Origin of the sequence: Rhizobium sp. CRRU65 (assembly GCF_048551595.1) — a bacterium.
GTDB classification, from domain to species: domain Bacteria; phylum Pseudomonadota; class Alphaproteobacteria; order Rhizobiales; family Rhizobiaceae; genus Rhizobium; species Rhizobium leguminosarum_J.
Genome location: NZ_JBLYZH010000003.1, coordinates 239,998 through 263,370, shown reverse-complemented (window position 1 = coordinate 263,370; position 23,373 = coordinate 239,998). Strand labels below are relative to the sequence as shown.

Genomic DNA, 23,373 nt, shown 5'->3' with positions numbered 1-23,373 from the left:
CATCAACTGAGGTTTCCCATGCGCATCGCCGTCGGTGGCATTCATATCGAATGCAGCACATACAACCCCGTCCTGAACGAGGAGAAGGATTTCCGCGTGCTGCGCGGCGCGGCGCTGCTGGAAGCGCCGTATTTCGCCTTCCTCAGGGATTACGCTGCCGAATTTCTGCCGACGATCCATGCCCGCGCCATCGCCGGCGGCCCGGTTTCGCGTGCCACCTACGAGGCCTTCAAGGGTGAATTCCTCGAGCGGCTGAAGCCGATGCTGCCGCTTGACGGTCTCTATCTCGCCATGCACGGCGCCATGTATGTCGAGGGCATGGAGGATGCGGAAGGCGACTGGATCAGCGCGGCCCGTGCGCTGGTCGGCAAGGATTGCACGGTCTCGGCAAGCTACGATCTGCACGGCAACGTCACGCAACGCATCATCGATGCGCTCGATATCTATTCCACCTACCGCACTGCGCCGCATATCGATGTCGAAGAGACGATGCGCCGCTCCGTTTCCATGCTGGTAAAGAGCCTGAAAACCGGCGAGAGGCCGGTCGTGCTCTGGGTGCCGATCCCGGTCGTGCTGCCCGGCGAGCGCACCAGCACCGTCGATGAGCCGGCAAAGAGCCTCTATGACATGCTGCCTGGGATCGATGCGATCGACGGCGTCTGGGATGCATCGCTGATGGTCGGCTATGTCTGGGCCGACGAACCGCGCGCCACCGCCGCCGCGATCATGACCGGCACCGACCGCACCGTGCTGGAGCGCGAGGCCAAACGCCTCGCGAGGGCTTATTGGGATGCGCGCGAAGACTTTGTCTTCGGCTGCAAGACCGGCACGCTCGAGGAATGTGTCGAAAGGGCGATCGCAAGCCCGACCGCTCCTGTGGTGCTTGCCGAATCCGGCGACAACCCGACCGGCGGCGGCGTTGGGGACCGGGCTGATGTGCTGGCAGAGCTGATTGCCAGGGGCGCCACCGGCGTCGTCTTTGCCGGCATCGCCGACAAGGCGGCGACCGAGGCCTGTTATGCCGCTGGCATCGGTGCGGAACTGGAGCTCAGTGTCGGCGCCTCGCTCGACACCCAGGGTAGCAAGCCCGTTCACGGCCGCTTCACGGTCAAGTTCCTGCATGAGACATCAGATCCCACAGACCGCCAGGCGGTAGTTTCGGTCAGTGGTATCGATCTCGTGCTCTCCGCCAAGCGTCGGCCCTATCACAACATCGTCGACTTCACCCGGCTCGGCCTCGACCCACACAAGGCCAGCATCATCGTCGTCAAATCGGGCTATCTCTCGCCGGAACTGGCGCCGATCGCCAATCCGAACCTGATGGCGCTATCAACAGGGGTCGTCGATCAGTTCGTCGAGCGCCTGCCGCGGCTGCGCAAGCAGCGTCCGACCTATCCTTTCGACAAGGATTTTGCCTTCGAGCCGCAGGTTTTTCTCTCCGCACGCTCGACGCTGGCCTGAGCTTCAGCTGAACCAATTGCATTTTCTGGATGACATTGTCGATCGCGGCGCCGCCCTGTCGCCGCGATCGACTGCTTTCCCGTATCGCGGTAATAGCGGGATTTGAGCAAAAAACGGGCAGATTTGGATTTGCACAAAAAAGCGCTTGACGGTCGGCGCTATTTGGTTTGGACTGAACCAATAGAAAATTGGTACGGACCATTAAGCGAATGCCGATGGATGAGACGCAGGGCAATTCGAATTATGCGCTGGAGAGGCTGAGGGCTCTGCTGCGGTCCGACAGTCTCGACGCCGACGGCAAGCTGCCGACCGAGCGCACCCTTTCGGAAATGCTTGGCGTCGGCCGCCGTGCCGTCCGCCGTGCCCTCGAAGTGCTGGAGGCTGAGGGCCGCATCTGGCGCCGCCAAGGCTCCGGCACCTATGCCGGCCCGCGCCCCGATGGCTGGAGCGATCATGTCGGCTCGATCGTTGCCGGCACCGATCTCATGGAAGTCATGGAAGTGCGCCTGCGCATCGAACCGCAGCTCGCCCAGCTTGCCGCGATGCGCGCCAAGGCCGCCGATATCGAGCGCATGTATGATCTGGTGAAGAAGATCTACGAAAGCACCGATGCCGACGGCCGCGAACTCTGGGACGGGGCGCTGCACCGCCAGATCGCCCAATGCGCCGGCAACGGCTTCTTCCTCACCATCTTCGACGTCATCAACCGGGTGCGCCAGGACGAGGCCTGGCAGACGATCCGCGAGCGCGCCCGCAGCGCCAGCCGGACGCGGCCCGTCACCTTCGGTCAGCACACGGCGATCGTCGATGCGATCGCCGCTCGTGATCCTGCCAGGGCGGGCGAAGCGATGCGCCAGCATCTGCTGACGCTGCAGGAAAGCCTCATCCGCATCACCTCGCTCGATCATAGCGAAACGGAGGTCGACAAGACCCTCGCCTGAACAGCGAGGTGAGCAGGGAGAAGAGAGACGGGCGGGCCATAACCGCCGGAATGGAAGCCAAAACCAAACAAACAGAACAGAGGAGAATGGAATGAAGATCGCCAAATTGCTGACCGCCACCGTTGCCGGCGCGCTGTTTGCGCTTCCTGCCTTCGCCGTCGACCTGAAGATCGGATTGCAGGACGATGCCGACGTGCTCGATCCCGCGCAGTCACGCACCTTCGTCGGCCGCATCGTCTATACTGCAATGTGCGACAAGCTGGTCGACGTCTCGCCGGATCTGAAGATCGTGCCGCAGCTTGCCACCGAATGGAGCTGGTCGGCCGACGGCAAAGAGCTCACCATGAAGCTGCGCCAAGGCGTCAAGTTCCATGACGAGACCCCGTTCAACGCCGAAGCCGTCGTCGCCACCATCGAGCGCAACATCACCTTGCCGGAATCACGCCGCAAGAGCGAGCTGACCTCGGTCGCAAAGGTCGAGGCGACAAGCGAATACGAGGTCAAGTTCACCCTCAAGGCGCCTGACGTCACCCTTCTTGCCCAGCTTTCCGACCGCGCCGGCATGATCGTCTCGCCGAAGGCCGCCAAGGAGCTCGGCGCCAAGTTCGGCGATCACCCGGTCTGCGCCGGTCCGTTCAAGTTCGTCGAACGCATCCAGCAGGATCGCATCGTGCTCGAAAAGTTCCAGGACTACTGGAACAAGGACAAGATCTTCATCGACAAGCTCACCTATCTGCCGATCCCGGATACGACGGTGCGCCTCGCCAATCTGCGTTCCGGCGATCTCGACATGATCGAGCGCCTGGCCGCGACCGATGCTGAAGCCGTGAAGGCGGATTCGAGCCTGGTCTATGCCGACGCCGTCGGCACCGGCTACATGGCGCTCTATACCAATATCGGCAACGGCGCGCGTGCCGACAATCCTTTCGGCAAGGACAAACGCCTGCGCCAGGCCTTCTCGCTGGCGATCGACCGCGATGCCGTCAACCAGATCGTCTATGAAGGCACGGCGGTCTCCGGCAACCAGCCCTTTCCGCCGAGCAGCCCGTGGTTCGACAAGGATATTCCCGTCCCCGCCCGCGATCTCGACAAGGCCAAGGCGCTGATCAAGGAAGCCGGCTTCGACCGCGTGCCGATCGAGCTGCAGATCCCGAACAATCCCGTTGCCATGCAGATGATGCAGATCATCCAGTCGATGGTCGGCGAAGCCGGCTTCGACGTCAGCCTGAAATCGACGGAATTCGCCACGCTGCTGAGCGAGCAGACCGCCGGCAACTATCAGCTCAGCCGTTCCGACTGGTCCGGCCGCGTCGATCCCGATGGCAATATCCATCAGTTCATCACCTGCAAGGGCGGTATCAACGACACGAAATACTGCAACGCCGAGGTGGACAAGCTGCTGAACGAAGCCCGTGCATCGACCGACGATGCCGTACGCAAGCAGAAGTACGATGCCGCCGCCGTCATCCTCAACGACGATCTGCCGATCATCTATCTCGGCCATCAGTCCTGGATCTGGGCGCTGCACAAGAACATCACCGGCTTCGTTCCGTCGCCGGATGGCATGATCCGCCTCGTCGGCGTCAAGAAAGCCGGCTGATCCCTAGAGCATGATGCCGAAATGTGTGAGCGGTTTTCGGACGACATCATGCTCTACTTTTTGATCCAGCAAATCATACGGCGGAAACCCTCCGCCGCATGACCCCAGTCGTGTCAGGATCGCCCATGTATACCTATATCGCCAAACGGCTCTTGGTCGCCATACCGACGCTTTTGATCATTTCGGTCTTCGTCTTCTCGCTGCAGAAGCTGCTGCCCGGCGACCCGATCCTTGCCATGGCCGGCGAGGAACGCGACCCGCAGGTTCTCGAATTCCTGCGCGAGAAGTACCGGTTGAACGATCCCGTGCCCTATCAATATGTCCGCTGGCTGGGTGCGGCCCTGCAAGGCGACCTCGGCATCTCGCTGCGCACCAACCAGCCGGTTCTGCAGCTCATCGCCGAAAAGCTGCCGGTCACCATCCAGCTTGCCATCATGTCGATGATCTTCGCCTTTGTCATCGGCGTGCCGATGGGCATCCTGGCGGCCGTCAAGAAGAACACGATGATCGACTATCTCGCCAACATCATCGCACTGACCGGCCTGTCGATCCCGAATTTCTGGCTCGGCATCATGCTGATCCTGCTGGTTTCGGTCAATCTCGGCTGGTTGCCGGCATCCGGCTACGAACCCTTCTTCAGCAATCCGCTGCGTTCGCTGGAAACCATGCTGATGCCCTCCTTTGTGCTCGGCAATGCGCTGGCCGCGACGCTGATGCGGCATACACGCTCAGCGATGCTGAGCGTCCTCAGCACCGATTACATCCGCACCGCCCGCGCCAAGGGGCTTGCTGAAAGCTCGGTTGTGCTCGAACACGGCTTCCGCAATGCCATGCTGCCGATCGTGACGCTGACTGCCTTGCTCTTCGGCGAACTGCTCGCGGGCGCCGTGCTGACCGAGCAGATCTTCACCATTCCGGGTTTCGGAAAGCTCATCGTCGACGCCGTCTTCAACCGTGACTACGCTGTCGTCCAGGGCGTGGTGATCTGCACCGCAATCGGCTTCATCCTGATGAACCTCTTGGCCGACATTCTCTACGTCCTGCTCAATCCACGCATGAGGGCCGCCCTATGACCGCGATCGGAGAGACCGTCATTCCCTCTGCGATCGACCGCTCGCCGAGCCGTGCCTGGCGCAAGCTGAAGGCCAACAAGGGTGCGCTCGTCGGCCTTGCGATCATCGCCTTCTTCGCAATCCTCGCCGTTGCCGCCCCCCTCCTTCCGATTCCCGATCCGAACGCCACAAGCTGGTCGGCGATCCGCAAGGCGCCCTCCGCCGCCCATTGGCTCGGCACCGACGACATCGGCCGCGACATTCTTTCCCGGATGATCTGGGGTGCGCAGGCCTCGCTGATGGCCGGCGTCTTTTCGGTCGCGATTGCCGTTGTCATCGGCGTGCCCTTCGGCCTGATCTCCGGTTATTTCGGCGGCTGGATCGACATGGTGATCTCCCGCATCACCGAAGCCTTTCTGGCCATGCCTTTCCTCATCACCGCGATTGCGCTTGCAGCTTTTCTCGGCCCGAGCCTGACCAATGCGATGATTGCGATCGGCCTTTCGGCCATGCCCGTCTTCGTGCGGCTGACGCGCGGCCAGGTGCTTTCGGTCAAGACCGAAGAATATGTCGAGGGCGCCCGCTCGATCGGCCTCCGGTCCTCGAGCATCATCACCCGCTATATCCTGCCGAACGTCTTTGCACCGATCCTCGTGCAAGCGACGTTGACCATCGCAACGGCGATCATCGCCGAGGCGAGCCTTTCCTTCCTCGGCCTCGGGCAGCAGCCGCCGGCGCCGAGCTGGGGCTCGATGCTCAACGTCGCCAAGAATTTCCTCTCCCAGGCGCCATGGATGGCGATGTGGCCGGGAGCCGCGATCTTCCTCGTCGTCATCGGTTTCAATCTTTTAGGCGACGGCCTGCGCGATGCGCTCGATCCGCGCGAAGCATGATTTCTTGAAAGGACATTCGATATGACCGCTTTCACGACCCGTCCAGAAATCCTCGGCACCTTCGGCGTCGTCACTTCCACGCACTGGATCGCTTCGGCCGTCGGCATGAGCATTCTCGAAAAGGGCGGCAATGCCTTCGACGCGGCAGTGGCGACGGGCTTCGTGCTGCAGATCGTCGAGCCGCATCTTTGCGGTCCGGGCGGCGATATGCCGGCGGTGATCTATTCGAAGAAGAAGGACAAGGTCGAGGTCATCTGTGCGCAGGGCCCCGCCCCCGCCGGTGCAACGATCGAACACTATACGGCGGAAGGCCTGAGCCTGATCCCCGGCGACGGGCTGCTTGCGACCGTCATCCCCGGCTCCTTCGATGGCTGGATGCTGATGCTGCGCGACTACGGCTCGATGAGCGTGCGCGATGTGCTGGAACCGGCGATCTATTACGCCGAGCACGGCCATCCGATGCTGCCGCGCGTCTCCGCCACGATCAAGGGGCTCGCCGCCTTCTTCGAGAAGGAATGGCCGACCTCCTACGAGACCTGGCTACCCAATGGCAGCGCCCCCGAAGCGCATGCGAATTTCAGGAATCCGGTGCTTGCCGAAACCTGGAAGCGCGTCATCGCCGAGGCGGAAGTGAAAAGCGGCCGGGAAGCGCAGGTCGAGGCGGCCCGCGACGCCTTCTATCGCGGCTTCGTCGCCGAGAAAATCGACGACTATCTGAAGACCGCAGAGGTGATGGATGCAAGCGGCAACCGCCACAAGGGCGTTTTGACCGCCAACGACATGGCGAACTGGTCGGCGACGATCGAGGAGCCGCTGACCTATGATTATCATGGCTGGACCATCGCCAAGATCGGCCCCTGGGGCCAGGGTCCGGTCTTCCTGCAGACCCTGTCGATCCTCAAAGGCTTCGATCTCGCCGCAATGGACCCCGCTGGCGCCGATTTCGTCCATACCGTCGTCGAGGCGATGAAGCTCGCCTTCGCCGATCGCGAAGTCTATTACGGCGATCCTGACTTTTCGGAGGTTCCCATCGCGCATCTGCTGTCGGAAACCTATGCCGCCGAGCGCCGCAAGCTGGTCGGCGCTGACGCCTCCTTCGAACTTCGCCCCGGCATCGTGCCTGGCTTCGAAGCGCAGCATGATCTGACGATGAAGATGCTCGGCACAGATTCCAAGACCGGCGCCGTCTACGAGCCGACCATGGCGCATCTTTCCGAAAAGCGCGGCGACACCGTGCATATCGACGTGATCGACCGCGACGGCAACATGGTTTCCGTCACGCCATCAGGCGGCTGGCTGCAATCCTCGCCGACCGTGCCCGGCCTCGGCTTCTGCCTCAATTCCCGCGCCCAGATGTTCTGGCTGAAATCAGGCCTGCCGACGTCGCTTGCGCCCGGCAAGCGGCCGCGCACGACGCTGACACCGTCGCTCGGCCTCTATAAGGGCCGCCCGACACTGGCCTTCGGCACACCCGGCGGCGATCAGCAGGAGCAGTGGCAGCTTTCCTTCTTCCTGCGTTATATCAATCACAAGCTGAACCTGCAGGCGGCGATCGACCAGCCGCTGTTCCACACCTCGCATTTTCCGGGCTCTTTCTATCCGCGCACCCGCGAACCCGGCAGCCTGATGGCGGAAGCGAATTTCGGACCTGATGTCCTTGATGCCCTGCGTCGCAAGGGTCACAAGCTGACGGTCGCCGATCCCTGGACGATCGGCCGGCTGACCGCCGCGAGACGCGATGCCGACGGACTGTTGCGCGCTGCAGCCACCCCGCGCCTGATGCAGGCCTATGCGATCGGGAGATAGTCATGACCTGGTCTATCGTCGCCCGTGATCCCTCGACCGGTCATCTCGGCATCGCCGTCGCGAGCCGCTTCTTTGCCGTCGGCGCCCTGGTGCCGCATATTCGCGGCGGCATCGGCGCCGTTGCTACCCAGGCCTTCGTCAGCCCGCTTTACGGCGTCGACGGCCTGTCGCTGCTGGCTGCAGGCAAGGCGCCGGAGGAGATCATCACCCAGCTGACTGGGCGTGACGCCGGCCGCAATCAGCGGCAGTTGCACCTCATCGATGCGAAGGGGCGCAACGCCGCCTTCACCGGTCCCGCATGCATCGACTGGGCGGGGCATCTGATCGACGAAAACGTCTCGGTCGCCGGCAACATGCTCGCAGGTCCTGACGTCATCGCTGAGGCGCTTGCCACCTACAACAAGGCGATGGACAAGCCCTTGGCCGAACGCCTGCTTCTGGCGATGCAGGCAGGCGAGGATGCCGGCGGCGACAAGCGCGGCAGGCAGTCCGCCGCCCTCATCATCCATCGCGACCAGGATTATCCGTGGCTCAGCCTCCGCGCCGACGATCATCCCGATCCACTCGCCGAACTTGTTCGCCTGCACGCGGTGGCGGGTGAACGTTACCTGCATGTCGCGGAGACGATGGCGACGCGGCAAAATCCGAACGGCATGACGGACAGGCGCGAGATCGATGAAAAGATCGCGGCACTGGAAGCGGCCCGCATTGCTGAAGGCAGGCCTTCCGCCTCCTTCGCCACGCCTTTGAAGACGTGAACCAGATAGAACAAGGGAACGACATGAGTGATGTTTCTTCAGCCTCCGCCTCCCCGGTTCTCTCGGTCAGGAACCTGACGACCTCCTTCCTCGTCGATGGCGACTGGAAGCCGGTGGTGCGCGACGTCTCCTTCGACGTCATGCCAGGCGAGACGGTGGCTATCGTCGGCGAAAGCGGCTCGGGCAAGAGCGTCACCTCCCTTTCGATCATGCGGCTTCTCGCCAAGGGATCGAGCCGCATCGATGGCGCCATCACCTTGAACGGCAAGGATGTTCTCACCCTTTCGGAAAAGGAGATGCGCCGGGTGCGCGGCAACGACGCCGCCATGATCTTCCAGGAGCCGATGACGTCCCTCAATCCGATCTTCACCATCGGCCGCCAGATCTCCGAAGCGCTGACCTGCCACGGCGATATCGGCAAGGCCGAGGCGCGGGCCGAAACCGTGCGCCTGCTGGAAAAGGTCCGCATCCCCAACGCCGCCTCGCGCTTCGACGAATATCCGCACCAGTTCTCAGGCGGCATGCGCCAGCGCGTGATGATCGCCATGGCGCTCGCCAGCCGGCCGAAATTGCTGATCGCCGATGAGCCGACGACAGCACTCGACGTGACGATCCAGGGCCAGATCCTCGACCTGATCAAGATGCTGCAGGAAGAAGAGGGCATGTCCGTTCTCTTCATCACCCACGACATGGGTGTCGTCGCCGAAATCGCCGACCGCACCATCGTCATGTATCGCGGCGAGGCGGTGGAAACCGGCACGACCGACGACATCTTCCATCGCGGCAGGCATCCCTATACCCGCGCTTTGCTCTCGGCCGTGCCGCGCCTCGGCTCGATGGCCGACCGGAAATGGCCGCTGCGTTTCCCAGTCGTCGATACCACGACCGGCGAACGCCGCGAGCCGATCGAGGTGGCCGATACCGTCGACCGCCGGCGAACACCGATCCTCGAAGTCAAGAACCTCGTTACCCGTTTCGACATCCGCGGCGGCCTGCTCGGCCGCAAGACCGGCGCGATCCATGCGGTCGAGGATGTCTCCTTCGATCTCCTCCAGGGCGAGACGCTGTCGCTCGTCGGCGAATCCGGCTGCGGCAAGTCGACCACCGGTCGCTCGATTACCCGCCTCGTCCAGCCGAACGGCGGCAGTGTCAGCCTCGACGGTTATGATGTGCTGAGCCTTGACGCGGCCAGTCTCAGACGGATGCGCCGCAGCATCCAGATGATCTTTCAGGATCCCTTCGCCAGCCTCAACCCGCGCATGACCGTCGGCGCGGCCGTCGCCGAACCCATCACCGAACACGGCCTCGGCACCGGCGCCCAGGCCCGCGACAAGGCGGCCGATCTTCTCGAACGCGTCGGGCTGAAACCCGATATGATGAAACGCTATCCGCATGAATTTTCCGGCGGTCAGCGCCAGCGCATCTGCATCGCCCGCGCGCTCGCACTCGATCCGAAGGTGATCGTCGCCGACGAAAGCGTTTCAGCCCTCGATGTCTCGATCAAGGCACAGGTCTGCAATCTGCTGATGGACCTGCAGCAAAGCCTCAACCTCGCCTTCCTATTCATTTCTCACGATATGGCGGTGGTCGAGCGCGTCAGCCACCGCGTCGCGGTGATGTATCTCGGCGAGATCGTCGAGATCGGTCCACGTGCGGAATTGTTCAGCAACCCGCAGCATGCCTACACGAAGAAGCTGATGGCAGCTGTGCCGGTTCCCGACCCCTCACGGCGCGGCATCAAGCGCAACCTCGGAACCGACGAGCTCAAGAGCCCTGTCCGCCCGGTCGGCTACGTCGCGCCGCCACGCCGATACCGGGAAGTGACGGCAGGCCATCTGGTGAGGGTCGATGAAGCCGCCTGAACGCGAAAAAACCACTCTCCAAAGCATCAGGATAACAAGTATTGCGGGAAAATAACCCGCGCCGGTGGCGCGCGGACCGTCTTTTTTGCTGCACCGCTTATATGACTTCTGCTAGATATTATTTTGCCGATAATTATTAACGACCGATTCCACCCTTTTGTGTTCTCTTATCCTTGCGAATCAAAAAGGTTTGATTTGCCCGGGGACGGCCCCCATGTTGAAGCATGGGGCGATGCAACAGTTGGGTAGGAGCCTATGCTGCAACGGATTGAAGACATTGATGCAGCACTCGTCGACAGGCTGCAGCATTCGGCGTTCAAGTACTTCCTGAAATATACCAATCCCGAAAATGGCCTGGTGGCGGATACGTCGATCGGCGGGGTTCCGTGCAGCATCGCAGCCGTCGGCTTTGCGCTTTCCTCTTATCCTGTTGGTGTCGAGCGTTTATGGATCAGCCGCGAGGAGGCAGCCGAACGCACGGTCAACACGCTGCGGTTCTTTGCCGAGGCGCGCCAGGGCGAGGAACGCCACGCGACCGGCCACCGCGGTTTCTTCTACCATTTCCTGCACATGGATACCGGCCATCGCGCCTGGAACAGCGAGCTTTCGACCATCGACACGGCGCTGCTCGTCGCCGGCATCCTGACGGCTGCGCAATATTTCAATCGGGAAGACGACGAGACGGAAACCGAAATCCGGGAACTCGCGACCTTCATCTACGAGCGCGTCGACTGGCGCTGGGCGCTGAACAAGGGCGACACCATTGCCATGGGTTGGAAGCCCTCTTCCGGCTTCTTGCGCTGGCGCTACCATGGCTTCGACGAGGCGATCATCCTCTATACGCTGGCGCTCGCTTCGCCGACGCACCCGATACCGCAATCGAGCTACGACGCCTTTACGTCAAGCTATTCCTGGATGCTGCATGGCGAGCAGTCCTATCTCTATGCCGGGCCGCTGTTCATCCACCTGTTCTCGCATGCCTGGATCGATTTCCGCACCATTCAGGACAAGCCGATGGTGGAGCGAAACTGGGACTATTTCCGCAACACGCAGGTGATGATCAACGTCCAGCGTGACTATGCCGAACGCAATCCCGGCCAGTTCGTCGGCTACAACAGGAATATCTGGGGTTTCTCTGCCTGTGACGGCCCGCCGCCGACACGGCGCATGCGTGGCGGCCGCCAGCCGAAGGTTCTGGGTTACGCCGCCCGCGGAGCGCCGCTCGGCCCGGATGACGGCACGATCGCACCCTGGGCAGCCCTTGCCTGCCTGCCCTACGACAAGCAGGCGGCTCTCGACGGCACCAAGGCGCTTCTGACCACCTATCCGAACCTGCTCTTGGAAGGCGGTTTTCCCGGCGGCTTCAATCCGACGGTCAAGACCAAGCGGCCGGAAGGCTGGGTCGACGACCGCACCGTCGGCATCGACCAGGGCCTTGTCGTCATGACCATCGAGAACGACCGTTCGGATTTCATCTGGAAACTGATGCGGCAATCGCCGGTCATCCGCCTCGGGCTCGAGCGCGCCGGCTTTACCGGTGGCTGGCTCGAAGGCATCGAGCCCGAAGAAGTGGTACGCAAGGTCGGCTAGGTCCAGAGCATGCCGCGCAAAAGTGTACAGCGGTTTTGCGACAACGACATGCGTAAAAACAAAGGCCTAAAGTGCGAGGAGCGAATCTGAAAGATCGTGACGCGCTTTAGAGCTGTCGCATGGTATCAGTTCTCGAAGACATGCGCCTTGCCGGCAATATCGAGGCGAACGAGGTCTCCCCGCGCCGGAAGAGCGACGCTCGAGGTCTTGATAAGGATCGGCGGCAACGCCACACCTTCGAGCGAGACGGCGACGGTGCAGACTGCGCCGCCGAATTCCACTTCGACGACACGCCCGCCATAGTTGCGATCGCCTTCATCGGCAACGACGCGAATCTGCTCGGGACGCAGCATGATCTCCGCCTTGCCCTGACGGCTGCCTTCGACGGCGACATGGCCAAGGGCGCAGTCTGCCAAGCCGTTGCGGATGATGGCGGGAAGCAGCACGGCATCGCCGAGAAACAGTGCCGTCTCGCGATCGCGCGGATGCAGGTACAAGGATTGCGGCGACCCGGCCTGGATCAGCCGTCCCTCCCTCAGAACCGCGACCTGATCGGCAAAGGTCAGAGCCTCTTCCTGATCATGGGTGACGAGAATGGTGGTGATGCCGGCCGCCTGCAGCACGCGCGCAACCGCCTTGCGCATATTTTCACGCAGGCCGGTATCGAGTGCCGAGAAAGGTTCGTCGAGCAGCATCAGCCGCGGCTTACGGCCGAGCGCGCGGGCGAGCGCCACGCGCTGCTGCTGCCCGCCGGAAAGCTGATGCGGACGCCGCGCCAGCATGCCGCGGTCGAGTTCGACCATATCGAGCAACTCGACGATGCGCTTCTCGCGATCGGCTGCCCTTCGTTCGAAGCCGAAGCCGATATTTTCTGCAACGCTTAAGTGCGGAAACAGCGCGCCGTCCTGCGAGACGATGCCGATGCCGCGTTTATGCGCCGGTACTGTCGCCGGACCGTCCGCGAGCAGGTCGCCGTCCAGCGTCACCCTGCCGACATCGGGTTGCTCGAAGCCGGCAATGATGCGCAACAGCGTCGTCTTGCCTGAACCGGACGGGCCGACGACGGCCGTGCGGCTTCCGGCCGAGACTTCGAGCGAAATATCCTTCAGCGCCTGGACGGGGCCATAGCGCTTGCTGATGTTTTCGATCGTGAGCAGCGTCATTGGCCGGCGGTCCGTTTCGATTGGGTATAGAGCATCAGGGTGAGCGGCAGTGACAGCACGACCATCATGAAGGCGTAGGGGGCGGCCGAGACATAATCGATCTCGCTGGTCAGCGACCAGAATTTCGTCGCCAGCGTATCGACGCCGTTGGGCGACAGCATCAGTGTCGCCGTGAGTTCATTGGTGATGCCGAGTGCGGCCAGCGCGACGCTGGCAGCCGCTCCGGGTGCGGCAAGCCGCATGGTGATCTGCCGCACCGCCTGGCCCGGGGTGCGGCCGAGGCCCATCGCGGCGCGCTCCAGCTCCACCGGGGCCTGGGCAATGCTGGCGCGCAGCCCGACCATGGCGCGCGGCAGGAAAAGCATCACATAGGCGACGAGCAGCGTTGCGAAGGTCTGATAGAGCGGCAGCACGAGACGCACGGTGATCGTCACCAGCGCCAGCGCCACGACGACGCCCGGCAGCGAGCCGACATAATAATGGCAGGCTTCGAGCACGCGCTGGAGGCGGCCGGGCGCCCGCACGGAAAGCCAGGCCATCGGTGCTGCAGCAATCGTCGCCAGCACGCCGCCGACAATGGCAAGCACGATCGTCTGCAGGAAGGCGCTGCCGACCTCGATGCGCCAGATATCGGTGCCGCCGAGATAGAGCCAGCGGCCAAGCGTCACCAACGGGACGCCGAGCGTCAGAACCGCCAGGAGGACAGGCAGCAAAACGGCGGGCACCACCAACCAGCCCAGGCGGCGGCGGTCCGTCGGGCGTGGCGAACCCGCGCCGACGCGGGCATAACGTTCGTTGCCGCGCACCAGCACCTCGAATCCGAGCAGAAAAAGACAGCAGGCGACGAGCACGCCGCCGAGCATGTTGGAGGCCGGGCTGTTGTAGGAGGACTGGAACTGGTCGACGATTGCCGTCGCGAACGTGTCGAACCGGATCATCACGAACAGGCCGTACTCTGAAAGCAGATGCAGCGCGATCAGCAGAGAACCGCCGCAGATGGCGAGCCTGAGCTGCGGCAGCACGGCGCGGAAGAAGACGCGCCAGGGATTGAGGCCCAGCGAGGCCGCGGCATCCTCGATAGCCGGATCGAGACGGCGCAGCGCTGCGGCGACCGGCAGGTAGAGGAACGGATAATAGGCGATGACCGAGACGAAGACACCGCTCTGCAGACCGCGCATGCCGGGAACGAGGCTGACCCAGGCATAGCTGTGCACGAAGGCAGGCACGGCGAGCGGAGCGATCGCCAGCCAGGCCCAGAGCCGGCCGAAAGGAATGTCCGTCCGCTCGGTCAGCCAGGCGAGCGTCACCGCAAGCGCGATCGACACCGGGATGGTGATCGATTCCAGAAGGACCGTATTGATGAGAAGTTCGCCGACGCGTGGCCGGAAGACCAGGGCCTTCACCGTTTCCCAGCCGACATCGTAGGTTACCCAGCCGATGAAGCCGAGCGGCACGAGACTGAAGATCGCGACGACGGTTGCGAGGAGGATCACCGAAGCGTGCGGCATGCGTCCGCGCGGCAAAGCCATTCGCGTGGCCCTCGGCGCGACCGGCGCCTGGTTGCCGGATGCGAGCAATCTGTTGTCCTGCAGCAAGGCCGATGCCTTTACACGCTGAAAAAGGAAGGCAACCGCCTTTGAAAGGCGGTTGCCGGATATCGTCATGCCCTAAGGTTTTCTTGAGCCAAATGCAATAGTTTTGGCCGGAAGACGCCTGCGGCAGAAAGGTCTAAGCATGTCGCGCAAAAGTGTGCCGCGGTTTTGCGACGACGACATGCGGAAAACGAAAGATCTTAAGTGTGGCGCGCCACGCTTTAGATCAGGCCGGCAGCCGTCATCAGCTCCACGACTTTCTTGCTGTCGAGGGTCGAAGCTTCGACCTTCGGGGCATTGAGATCGGCAAGCGGAGTGAGCTTGTCGTTGGAGGGCGCATCCTTGCCGATGGCATATTCATAGGAATCGCCGTCCTTGAGGACTGCCTGGCCGGCCTTGCTTGTCAGGAACTTCAGGAAAGCCTGGGCTTCCTTCATGTGCTGCGTGGACTTCAGGATGCCGCCACCCGAAACGCTGACGAAAGCGCCCGGATCCTGGTTCTTGAAGTAGTGCAGACCAACATTCTTGCTGTTCTCGCCTGTTTTGGCCTGATCGCCGAACCAATAATAGTGATAGATAACAGCGCCTTCGACTTCGCCTGAATTGACGGCCTTCATCGCGACGCTGTTGCCCTTGTAGGGCGTGGCATTGTCTTTCAGGCCCTTCAGCCATGCCTTGGTGGCATCTTCGCCCTTGAGCTGCAGCAGGGCAGCGACGATGGCCTGGAAGTCTGCACCGGCAGGTGCTGCACCCCAGCGGCCCTTCCAGGCGGGATCTGCCAGATCGAGCATCGACTTCGGCAGCTTGTCTTCGGTGAGCTTGGTCTTGTCATAGGCAAAAACGGTGGTACGGGCGGCAATGCCGGTCCACATGCCGTCAGCCGGGCGATACTGATCCGGAACCTGATCCAGCGTTTCCTTTTCGATGGGGGCGAAGAGGCCCGCGCCATCGACCAGCGTCATTGCCGGCGAATTTTCGGTCAGGAAGACATCCGCCGGGGAGGCGTCGCCTTCCTGGATGATCTGGTTGGCGAACTGCATGTCGCTGCCCTGGCGCATGGTGACCTTGATGCCGGTCTCCTTGGAGAAGGCGTCGATCCATTCGCGGCCGAGGCTTTCGTGCTGGGCATTGTAAACGACGAGACCTTCGTCCTGCGCTTGGGCGCTGCCTGCGAGCGCGGTGGCGGAGAGAAGCGAAGCGGCAAGCGCGAGCGAAAAACGGTTAAGAGCAATTTTCATGATGGCCTCCGTGACGATGTCACCCGAGCTCTCCAAGGGCGATGAGAGGCGTATATTTTTCCTGACTGCCGATTTCAAGTTTGGCTTGGTCGGAAAAGCCATCACAATATCTTGACTAAATATCTCATATTACAGGGGAATAAATCTCGATTTGGCAAAAAAGGCGGCGCTTCCCGAGCGCCGCCTCTCTTTTGCAGCCTTTTGCCGCCAGCTTATTCGACGTCGAACTTGACGCCCTGCGCCAGCGGCAGCGTCCTGCCGTAATTGATCGTGTTGGTGGAGCGGCGCATATAGGCCTTCCAGGCATCCGAGCCGGATTCACGGCCGCCGCCGGTCTCCTTCTCGCCGCCAAAGGCGCCGCCGATCTCGGCGCCCGATGGCCCGAGGTTGACGTTGGCGATGCCGCAATCCGAACCGCGGGCGGAGACGAAGGTTTCGGCCTCGCGCATGTCGTTGGTGAAGATCGACGACGACAGCCCCTGCGGCACGGCATTGTGCAGCGCCAGCACCTCGTCGAAATCGCTGTATTTCATCACATAGAGGATCGGCGCGAAGGTCTCGTGCTCCACCGGTCCGGTCTGATCAGGCATTTCCACGAGCGCCGGGCGAACGTAGAAAGCCTCGGTCGAACCGCTTTCGACGCGGTCGCCTCCGGTCACCGTGCCGCCGGCCGACTTCGCCTCGCCAAGCGCTGCCTGCATGTTTTTAAAAGCCTGGCCGTCGATCAACGGTCCTACAAGCGTGCCGGTTTCGAGCGGATTGCCGATGGTGACGGAGCCGTAGGCCTTCTGCAGTCTAGGCACCAGCTGATCGTAGACGCTCTCGTGGACGAAGAGACGGCGCAGCGTCGTGCAGCGCTGGCCGGCCGTGCCCATGGCGGAGAAGGCAACGCCGCGCAGCGTCAGGTCGAGATCGGCCGACGGGCAGACGATCGCCGCATTGTTGCCGCCGAGTTCGAGAATGGCGCGGGCAAAACGCTGCGACAGGCGCGGACCGACGGCGCGGCCCATGGCCGTCGAGCCGGTGGCGGAAACCAGCGGGATCTTCGGATGATCGACCAGCACTTCGCCGACCTCGCGGCCGCCGATGATCAGCGTCGACAGATTGGCCGGTGCGCTACCGCCCTCGGCGACGAAACGCTTCAGCGCCTTTTCGAACAGCGCCTGCACGGCAAGCGCCGTCAACGGCGTCTTTTCCGAGGGCTTCCAGACGGTGGAATTGCCGCAGACCATCGCAAGTGCGGCATTCCACGACCAGACGGCAACAGGGAAGTTGAAGGCGGAGATGATGCCGATCACGCCGAGCGGATGCCAGCTTTCCATCATCCGGTGCTCAGATCGCTCAGTGGCGATCGTCAGGCCGTAAAGCTGACGGGAAAGGCCGACCGCGAAATCGCAGATGTCGATCATCTCCTGCACTTCGCCCAGACCTTCCGAAGTGATCTTGCCAACCTCGATCGAAACGAGACGGCCGAGCGCCGCCTTGGAGGCGCGCAGTTCCTCGCCCAGCAGGCGGACCAGTTCGCCGCGCTTCGGCGCCGGCACGGCACGCCATTCGAGGAAGGCCTGATGCGCCGCTTCGATCGCCGCCTTCGTCTCGGAAACGGAATGTTCCCTGAGTTTGCCGATTTCCTTGCCGGTGACCGGCGAGGTGACGGCAAGCGTGCCGCCGTGATAGCGGCCGGCATCGACGCCGAGTTCGGCAAGCAGCTTGGCGGTTTCGGTGGCGAGATCGAGGACGGCGATGGTCATTGTCGTGTTTCCAATCTTATTATTCTCAGAAGCGTGCATCGCTTCTCAGAAGCGGGCATCGGCGAAATGGGCGACCTGAGCGCCGGCTTCGTACCATATTTCCTTGAGTGCACGGAAGCTTGGCTCGGTGGGCGAAGTCAGCGGCAACGGCAGATCGGCTTCCGGAAGCCGGCCGAGGATATGCTCCGCCAGCGTACGGCCGAAGACCGTACCGGGGGCAATGCCGCGGCCATTGTAGCCCGAAAAGCCGACGACACCAGGTGCGAACTTGTGGAAGCGCGGCAGCGCATTGTCGGTCATGCCGATCTGGCCATACCATTCACACTCGAATTCGACGTCGCCGATTACAGGGAAGAGCCGCTTCAATGCGCGTTTGGCCCAGCCCTTGTGTACGGCCAGTCCGGTATTGCGCAGCGCCCCGACACTGCCGAAAACGAGACGGCCGGCCTGGTCCATGCGGAAGGAGGAGAGGATTTCCTTGGAATCCCATGCGCCTTCTCGCCCAGGCAGGATCGACTGGCGCAGATTGTGGCCCAGCGGCACGGTGGCGAAATTGAAATAGGGCAGATGCACCTGTTCGCTGCGCACCTGTTCCCACGGGCCGGTACTGTAGGCATCCGTTGCAACGATGATCCACTCCGCGCTGACCTCGCCGCTTGCCGTCTTCACGGTCCAGCGGCTGCCATTGCGCTCCGTCGCGATGACCGGGCTGGATGTGTGAATGGCGACGCCGGCCTTGACGGCGGCATGGGCAAGGCCGCGCGCATAGGCAAGCGGCTGCAGCGTGCCGGCGCGTTTGTCGAGCAGCGAACCCGAATAGGCATCGCTGCCGATGCGTTTTGCCGTCTCCGCCGCGTCGAGCAGCGTCACGGCTGCGCCGCGGGCAGACCATTGCGCCGCGCGATCCTCGATCTCCTTCAGACCGCCCGCGCCGACCGCGCAATGCAGCGTGCCGTTCCGTTCGAGTTCGCAGGCAATCTGATGTTTGTCGATCAGCTCCATGACCAGCTTCGGCGCATTGCCGAGCAGATCGAGCAGACGTTCGCCATGCACCGGGCCGAGCACGCCGGGCAGATCGTTCGGCATCACCCACATGCCGGCATTGATCAGCCCGACATTGCGCCCGGCACCGCCGAAGCCGATCTCCTTCGCCTCCAGCAACACCACCTTCGACCCGGCTTCGGCAAGATGCAGGGCGGAAGAGAGGCCGGTGTAACCGCCGCCGACGATGACGACGTCGGCCGATACCGCGCCGTCGAGAGGCGAGGTCGTCGGCGCTTCGGGCGCTGTCTTTTCCCAGAGGCCGTGGGAGCGCGGATCATTCAGCATGGCTCAGTCCGATCAGAGCGAAATCGCGGATACTCTAATGCAAAAAAGAAAGTGTTGAACCTGCCATTTCACGCAACGGTCTTCAACGGCAGGCCCGCAAGGCCGAGCGCGGCCAGCGCCGAATCCAGCGATGCGGCCTGGCGTTCGGCGTAAAGCGCCAGCTCGTCCTGAACGGTAGCACCGAGTGCCGCCTCGAAGGCGTCACGGTTCGAGCGGGTCGCATAGTTCTGCTGCTGGTCGGTACCGAGGTTCGACTGGAAGATGCCGGCCGCGCTGACGGGCAGGAAGTCTTCGTAGACGATCGGGGTGAAGGCGAGATAACCCTTGGCGATCAGCGCCTCCGGATCGCCGGGCAGCGTGCTGCCGGCCGCGGCGACAATGCCCGCAGGCGTCGCGGAATAGCGGAAGAAGGCCAGACCCGCCCTGCGCAGCTCGTCCCAACTATCCGGCAGTGCCTTGAAACGCGCAGCGAGTTCGTGATCGTAGGCGCCGGCCTTGGCGCCGCCGGCGCCCACCTGCACCTCGCCGCGAACCGAGGCGAGCAGTTGGTCGTAGAGCACCCGGCCCTTCGCCGTCAACGCCACGCCGCGCTGTTCGATCTCCCCGAAGCGGGCGGTATGTGTCCCTTGAATCGCACCGTCATCATCGGTAAAGGCGATCGTTTCTTCCAGCGCCTTGAAGCTCGTCTGTCGCAGCAGGATATCGCAATGACGGCGCGGCGGCCCTTCGATGACAGCCTTCGGCGTGATGCCGCGTTCCGGCATGCGGGCCTGGACGGCGTCGATATCGAGCGTGCGCGGCGTCAGATGGTTGATGTGCGGTCCCTTGAAGCTGACGACGTCGGCGATCAGCCGATGGGCGTCGTGCAGGCGCTTGTAGGTGTCGGCGCTGACTGTCGCTTCGCCATGCCAGCGGAAGGTTTCCAACGCCTCGGCGACGAATTCCGTCGCTTCCGCCTCGGTCAGGCCGCGGTTCTGCTCGTGGCGCTCGATCAGGGCGACGGCGCGCGGCGTGTAGATCCGCCGTTTCGCCAGAATGGCTTCGGCTTCGCCGCGCAGCCCTTCGTCCTCGATCAGTTCCAGTCGCAGCAGCGAGGTGAAGACGCGGAATGGATTGACGTTGAGTGCTGCCTCGTCGATCGGCCGGAAGCTGGTGGAATGAACCGGCACGCCAGCGACCGAAAGATCGTAGTAGCCGACCGGCTGCATGCCCATGACCGCAAACAGCCGGCGGATGGTGAAAAGCTCGTCGGCCGTACCGAGCCTTATAGCGCCGTGACGCTCGACATCGATGCGCTCCAGCTCGCCGGCGCGGGCCAGGCGATCGCGCAGGTCAGGATCGTTTTCGAGGCAGCCGGCATTCACATCCGCCACCAGTTCGATCAGCGTGCCGTATTGCGGCACCTCCGCCCGGTACATCTGCGACATCGACTCGGTAAACAGTGATCGGATGCGGTCTGGGGAAACGAAGGCTTGCGGCATTGGGAAACTCCGGCTCATTCCGTTTTTGCAGGATGAACCTCTTTACACGCGCCAGAAAGCGGCAAATATCGCTATTTCGGAAATAGCCCATTCTGAAACGGAATGACCATGCTGACGTCTAGACGTTTTCTGCCATCGATCTCGCATCTCGCCGCCTTCGAGGCGGTCGCCCGCACCGGCAGCGTGACGGCAGCGGCGCGCGAACTCGATCTGACGCAGAGCGCCGTCAGCCGCCAGGTCAGCGCGCTGGAGGAGCAGCTTGGCGTCGAGCTCTTCCTGCGCGAACGCCAGACCATGCGGCTGACGCTTGCCGGTGACGGATATGCCCGCGAGATTCGCGAAGCGCTGCGGCGGATATCGAGCGCCTCGCTGAACCTGCGCGCCAATCCGCATGGCGGCACGCTCAATCTCGCCATCCTGCCGACCTTCGGCACGCGCTGGCTGGCGCCGCGCCTGGGACGCTTTCTCGTCGCCAATCCCGGCGTGACCATCAATCTGGTGACCCGGCTTTCGCCTTTCGACTTTCGCCTCGATTCGATCGACGCCGCCATCCATTTCGGCCACCCGCACTGGCCGGGCGCCGAACTCGCGCTTCTGATGTCGGAGCGCACGGTGCCGGCCTGCAGTCCGGATTTTCTGAAGCGATATGCGATCAAAGCGCCAGAGGATCTGCTCGCTGCTCCGCTTTTGCACCTGACGACGCGCCCTGACGCCTGGGAGCAATGGTTCGCCGGCAACGGCGTTTCCTTCGAAAATGTGCACGGCATGCTCTTCGATCAGTTCGCCACCGCCGCGCAGGCGGCGATCGCCGGCCTCGGCGTCGCCCTGCTGCCGACATTCCTGATGCAGGAGGAGATCAGGCGCGGCGATCTCGTCGCCGCTGTCGACCGTGAAATGGAGAGCCGCGAGCGCTATTATCTCGCCTTTCCGCCCGAGCGTGCCGATTATGCGCCACTTGCCGCCTTTCGCGACTGGATCGTCGCCGAAGCGGCCGCCAATCTGACTGCGTGACGAACGGCTTGCATCGGCATGGCGCTTTCGACCATTATGCGATCCAAACAACTTTGCAGGAAATCTCCATGAAGCCGATCTTCGTCCAGCTCCAATGCGCACCCGGCAAGACCTATGATGTCGCCGACGCCATCTACCAGACCGAACTGGTCTCGGAGCTCTATTCGACCAGCGGCGACTACGATCTGCTGCTGAAGGTCTATATCGAGGAAGGCCAGGATATCGGCAAATTCATCAACGACAACATCGCCAATATTCCCGGCATCATCCGCTCGCTGACGACGCTAACCTTCAAGGCGTTCTAGAGCAATTCCAGCAAAAGTGCGCAGCGGTTTTGCGTCCGGAATTGCGTGAAACAAAAGAGATAGAGCGTTTCCGTGATTCGAGAAAAACGGAAACGCTCTGAATCCCCGTCAGACACGGTTAACCTTTTTCGCGAAGAATCGCCTTGGCAGGACGTCGCCTAAACCGCGCCTTAACGCCGGGCATGTCTGGTCGTTGCTATCACGGGCCCGCGTCAGCGCAGGCCGGCACGTGCAGCGATAGGTGGAAAATGTCGATCGTCGAGGCAGATTGGGCGCGCGCGAAGCCGCAGTTGGAAACAGCCCCGCTGATCGTCCATGTCGTGCGCCAGTTCCTGCCCAACCGCGGCGGCCTCGAAGACGTGGTCGCCAATCTCGCCCGCCAGACGGTACGCCGCGGTTATCGCGTGCGCGTCGTCACGCTGGATTCGCTCTTCACCGCCCCAGAGGATAAGCTGCCGCCTCGCGAAGGTATCGACGGTATCGAGGTGGTGCGCATTCCCTGGTTCGGCACCAGCCGTTATCCGCTGGCGCCTGAGGTTTTCCGCCATCTCGCCGATGCCGATCTCGTCCATGTCCATGCCATCGACTTCTTCTTCGATGCGCTCGCCTGGGGCCGGCTGCTGCACGGCAAGCCGATGATCGTCACCACTCATGGCGGCTTCTTCCACACGCGGAAATACGCGACGATCAAGAAGATCTGGTTCCGGACGCTGACCCGCGCTTCGGCGATGGCTTACCGCCGCGTCGTCTGCTGCAGCGCCTCCGACCTCAAGCAGTTTTCCGAGATCGTGCCCGACAGCCTTCTGATCGAAAATGGCGCTGATATCGGCAAATTCGCCGACACCGCTTCGCGTCGGGCAAAGCGCCGCATCGTCACGATCGGCCGGTTTTCGGTAAACAAACGGCTGGATCACCTGCTCGATGCGATGGCCAAGCTGAAGACCCGCGACCCGGAATGGCATCTCGACATTGTCGGCGCCGAATCCGACCTGAACCGGGCGGATGTCGAAGGCGCAATCGAAAGCCGTCATCTTTCCGGCCGCGTCACCTTGCATGTGTCGCCCGAGAACGACACCATCCGGCGCATCATCGCAGAAGCCTCGCTCTTCGCCTCCGCCTCGGAATATGAAGGTTTCGGCCTGGTGGCGCTGGAGGCGATGAGCGCCGGCCTCCTGCCGGTGCTGAACGCCAACGATGCCTTTGCGACGCTTGCCGCCCGGCATCCCGCAATCATGCTTGCCGATTTCACCAATCCTGAGAGCGCCGCCACGGCGATCGAAGCGGCCTATGAAGGCCTTTCGCGCCAGCCGGAGACCGTTCGCACCGAGCTTCTCGACGCCGCCCGCGGCTATTCCTGGGATATCGTCGCCGGACGTTATATCGATCTCTACAGATCGCTTGATGTCGTTGCCGCGGAAAGCAGCTGATCCCGCCTAAAGCGCGCCGCGATCTTTCAGATTCGCTTGCCGGAATTCAGGTCTTTGTTTGCCGCATGTCTTCGGCGCAAAACCGCTGCCCACTTTTGCGCAACATGCTTTAG

The 23,373-nt window shown here is 62.6% G+C and carries 18 protein-coding genes; 12 read left to right on the top strand and 6 right to left on the bottom strand.

What is annotated here, in order from left to right; genetic code table 11:
- The first annotated feature begins 18 nt into the window (after positions 1-18).
- The 9 genes from ACM5SV_RS07505 to ACM5SV_RS07465 all read left to right on the top strand — a co-directional run bounded on the left by ACM5SV_RS07505 (position 19) and on the right by ACM5SV_RS07465 (position 11,963).
- Entirely contained in the window at positions 19-1,461 is a 1,443-nt protein-coding gene (locus ACM5SV_RS07505; protein WP_012759393.1) for a M81 family metallopeptidase, read from the top strand.
- Between the two features lie 209 nt (positions 1,462-1,670).
- On the top strand, positions 1,671-2,402 hold the full coding sequence (locus ACM5SV_RS07500; RefSeq protein WP_012759394.1) for a FadR/GntR family transcriptional regulator: 732 nt from the start codon (positions 1,671-1,673) through the stop codon (positions 2,400-2,402).
- Positions 2,403-2,493: 91 nt separating this feature from the next.
- Positions 2,494-4,002 carry an ABC transporter substrate-binding protein gene (locus tag ACM5SV_RS07495; RefSeq protein WP_012759395.1) on the top strand — a complete coding sequence of 503 codons (1,509 nt, stop codon included), beginning with the start codon at positions 2,494-2,496 and terminating at the stop codon, positions 4,000-4,002.
- Between the two features lie 125 nt (positions 4,003-4,127).
- Positions 4,128-5,075, top strand: coding sequence for an ABC transporter permease (locus ACM5SV_RS07490; RefSeq protein ID WP_012759396.1), 948 nt, complete (start codon positions 4,128-4,130; stop codon positions 5,073-5,075).
- Positions 5,072-5,947, top strand: a complete 876-nt coding sequence (locus tag ACM5SV_RS07485; RefSeq protein WP_222014625.1) for an ABC transporter permease — start codon at positions 5,072-5,074, stop codon at positions 5,945-5,947. The genes ACM5SV_RS07490 and ACM5SV_RS07485 overlap by 4 nt, the downstream gene beginning before the upstream one ends.
- A 21-nt stretch (positions 5,948-5,968) precedes the next feature.
- Positions 5,969-7,753, top strand: coding sequence for a gamma-glutamyltransferase family protein (locus ACM5SV_RS07480; protein ID WP_222014629.1), 1,785 nt, complete (start codon positions 5,969-5,971; stop codon positions 7,751-7,753).
- Positions 7,754-7,755: 2 nt separating this feature from the next.
- Complete coding sequence (locus ACM5SV_RS07475; RefSeq protein ID WP_222014630.1) at positions 7,756-8,511, top strand: DUF1028 domain-containing protein; 756 nt, start codon at positions 7,756-7,758, stop codon at positions 8,509-8,511.
- Positions 8,512-8,534: 23 nt separating this feature from the next.
- A complete protein-coding gene (locus ACM5SV_RS07470; protein WP_222014632.1) occupies positions 8,535-10,373 on the top strand; it encodes an ABC transporter ATP-binding protein in 1,839 nt (612 codons plus the stop codon).
- Between the two features lie 255 nt (positions 10,374-10,628).
- Entirely contained in the window at positions 10,629-11,963 is a 1,335-nt protein-coding gene (locus ACM5SV_RS07465) for a glucoamylase family protein (RefSeq protein WP_221962344.1), read from the top strand.
- A gap of 125 nt (positions 11,964-12,088) precedes the next feature.
- On the opposite strand, the gene ACM5SV_RS07460 is transcribed toward ACM5SV_RS07465, so the two are convergent.
- From ACM5SV_RS07460 to ACM5SV_RS07435, 6 genes are all read right to left on the bottom strand, one after another.
- A complete protein-coding gene (locus ACM5SV_RS07460; protein WP_012759402.1) occupies positions 12,089-13,126 on the bottom strand; it encodes an ABC transporter ATP-binding protein in 1,038 nt (345 codons plus the stop codon).
- Positions 13,123-14,790, bottom strand: coding sequence for an ABC transporter permease (locus tag ACM5SV_RS07455; RefSeq protein WP_017995471.1), 1,668 nt, complete (start codon positions 14,788-14,790; stop codon positions 13,123-13,125). The genes ACM5SV_RS07460 and ACM5SV_RS07455 overlap by 4 nt, the downstream gene beginning before the upstream one ends.
- A 149-nt stretch (positions 14,791-14,939) precedes the next feature.
- A complete protein-coding gene (locus ACM5SV_RS07450) occupies positions 14,940-15,956 on the bottom strand; it encodes an iron ABC transporter substrate-binding protein (RefSeq protein WP_026157504.1) in 1,017 nt (338 codons plus the stop codon).
- A gap of 212 nt (positions 15,957-16,168) precedes the next feature.
- Positions 16,169-17,707 (bottom strand): aldehyde dehydrogenase family protein, encoded by a 1,539-nt coding sequence (locus ACM5SV_RS07445; protein ID WP_017995473.1) that lies wholly within the window; start codon positions 17,705-17,707, stop codon positions 16,169-16,171.
- Positions 17,708-17,752: 45 nt separating this feature from the next.
- A complete protein-coding gene (locus tag ACM5SV_RS07440; RefSeq protein WP_222014634.1) occupies positions 17,753-19,036 on the bottom strand; it encodes an NAD(P)/FAD-dependent oxidoreductase in 1,284 nt (427 codons plus the stop codon).
- A 68-nt stretch (positions 19,037-19,104) separates the two neighbouring features.
- Positions 19,105-20,535 carry a VOC family protein gene (locus ACM5SV_RS07435; protein WP_017995475.1) on the bottom strand — a complete coding sequence of 477 codons (1,431 nt, stop codon included), beginning with the start codon at positions 20,533-20,535 and terminating at the stop codon, positions 19,105-19,107.
- An 84-nt stretch (positions 20,536-20,619) separates the two neighbouring features.
- Between ACM5SV_RS07435 and ACM5SV_RS07430 the strand changes: the two genes are divergently transcribed.
- The 3 genes from ACM5SV_RS07430 to ACM5SV_RS07420 all read left to right on the top strand — a co-directional run bounded on the left by ACM5SV_RS07430 (position 20,620) and on the right by ACM5SV_RS07420 (position 23,260).
- A complete protein-coding gene (locus tag ACM5SV_RS07430; RefSeq protein ID WP_017995476.1) occupies positions 20,620-21,528 on the top strand; it encodes a LysR family transcriptional regulator in 909 nt (302 codons plus the stop codon).
- A gap of 68 nt (positions 21,529-21,596) precedes the next feature.
- Entirely contained in the window at positions 21,597-21,833 is a 237-nt protein-coding gene (locus tag ACM5SV_RS07425) for an Lrp/AsnC ligand binding domain-containing protein (protein ID WP_012759409.1), read from the top strand.
- Positions 21,834-22,081: 248 nt separating this feature from the next.
- Positions 22,082-23,260 (top strand): glycosyltransferase family 4 protein, encoded by a 1,179-nt coding sequence (locus ACM5SV_RS07420; protein WP_017995478.1) that lies wholly within the window; start codon positions 22,082-22,084, stop codon positions 23,258-23,260.
- Positions 23,261-23,373 lie beyond the last annotated feature (113 nt).

Coding starts and splice junctions, on each gene's coding strand:
- ACM5SV_RS07505 (WP_012759393.1), top strand. CDS start 19: ATGCGCATCGCCGTCGGTGGCATTCATATCGAATGCAGCACATACAAC.
- ACM5SV_RS07500 (WP_012759394.1), top strand. CDS start 1,671: ATGCCGATGGATGAGACGCAGGGCAATTCGAATTATGCGCTGGAGAGG.
- ACM5SV_RS07495 (WP_012759395.1), top strand. CDS start 2,494: ATGAAGATCGCCAAATTGCTGACCGCCACCGTTGCCGGCGCGCTGTTT.
- ACM5SV_RS07490 (WP_012759396.1), top strand. CDS start 4,128: ATGTATACCTATATCGCCAAACGGCTCTTGGTCGCCATACCGACGCTT.
- ACM5SV_RS07485 (WP_222014625.1), top strand. CDS start 5,072: ATGACCGCGATCGGAGAGACCGTCATTCCCTCTGCGATCGACCGCTCG.
- ACM5SV_RS07480 (WP_222014629.1), top strand. CDS start 5,969: ATGACCGCTTTCACGACCCGTCCAGAAATCCTCGGCACCTTCGGCGTC.
- ACM5SV_RS07475 (WP_222014630.1), top strand. CDS start 7,756: ATGACCTGGTCTATCGTCGCCCGTGATCCCTCGACCGGTCATCTCGGC.
- ACM5SV_RS07470 (WP_222014632.1), top strand. CDS start 8,535: ATGAGTGATGTTTCTTCAGCCTCCGCCTCCCCGGTTCTCTCGGTCAGG.
- ACM5SV_RS07465 (WP_221962344.1), top strand. CDS start 10,629: ATGCTGCAACGGATTGAAGACATTGATGCAGCACTCGTCGACAGGCTG.
- ACM5SV_RS07460 (WP_012759402.1), bottom strand. CDS start 13,126: ATGACGCTGCTCACGATCGAAAACATCAGCAAGCGCTATGGCCCCGTC.
- ACM5SV_RS07455 (WP_017995471.1), bottom strand. CDS start 14,790: ATGACGATATCCGGCAACCGCCTTTCAAAGGCGGTTGCCTTCCTTTTT.
- ACM5SV_RS07450 (WP_026157504.1), bottom strand. CDS start 15,956: ATGAAAATTGCTCTTAACCGTTTTTCGCTCGCGCTTGCCGCTTCGCTT.
- ACM5SV_RS07445 (WP_017995473.1), bottom strand. CDS start 17,707: ATGACCATCGCCGTCCTCGATCTCGCCACCGAAACCGCCAAGCTGCTT.
- ACM5SV_RS07440 (WP_222014634.1), bottom strand. CDS start 19,036: ATGCTGAATGATCCGCGCTCCCACGGCCTCTGGGAAAAGACAGCGCCC.
- ACM5SV_RS07435 (WP_017995475.1), bottom strand. CDS start 20,535: ATGAGCCGGAGTTTCCCAATGCCGCAAGCCTTCGTTTCCCCAGACCGC.
- ACM5SV_RS07430 (WP_017995476.1), top strand. CDS start 20,620: ATGACCATGCTGACGTCTAGACGTTTTCTGCCATCGATCTCGCATCTC.
- ACM5SV_RS07425 (WP_012759409.1), top strand. CDS start 21,597: ATGAAGCCGATCTTCGTCCAGCTCCAATGCGCACCCGGCAAGACCTAT.
- ACM5SV_RS07420 (WP_017995478.1), top strand. CDS start 22,082: ATGTCGATCGTCGAGGCAGATTGGGCGCGCGCGAAGCCGCAGTTGGAA.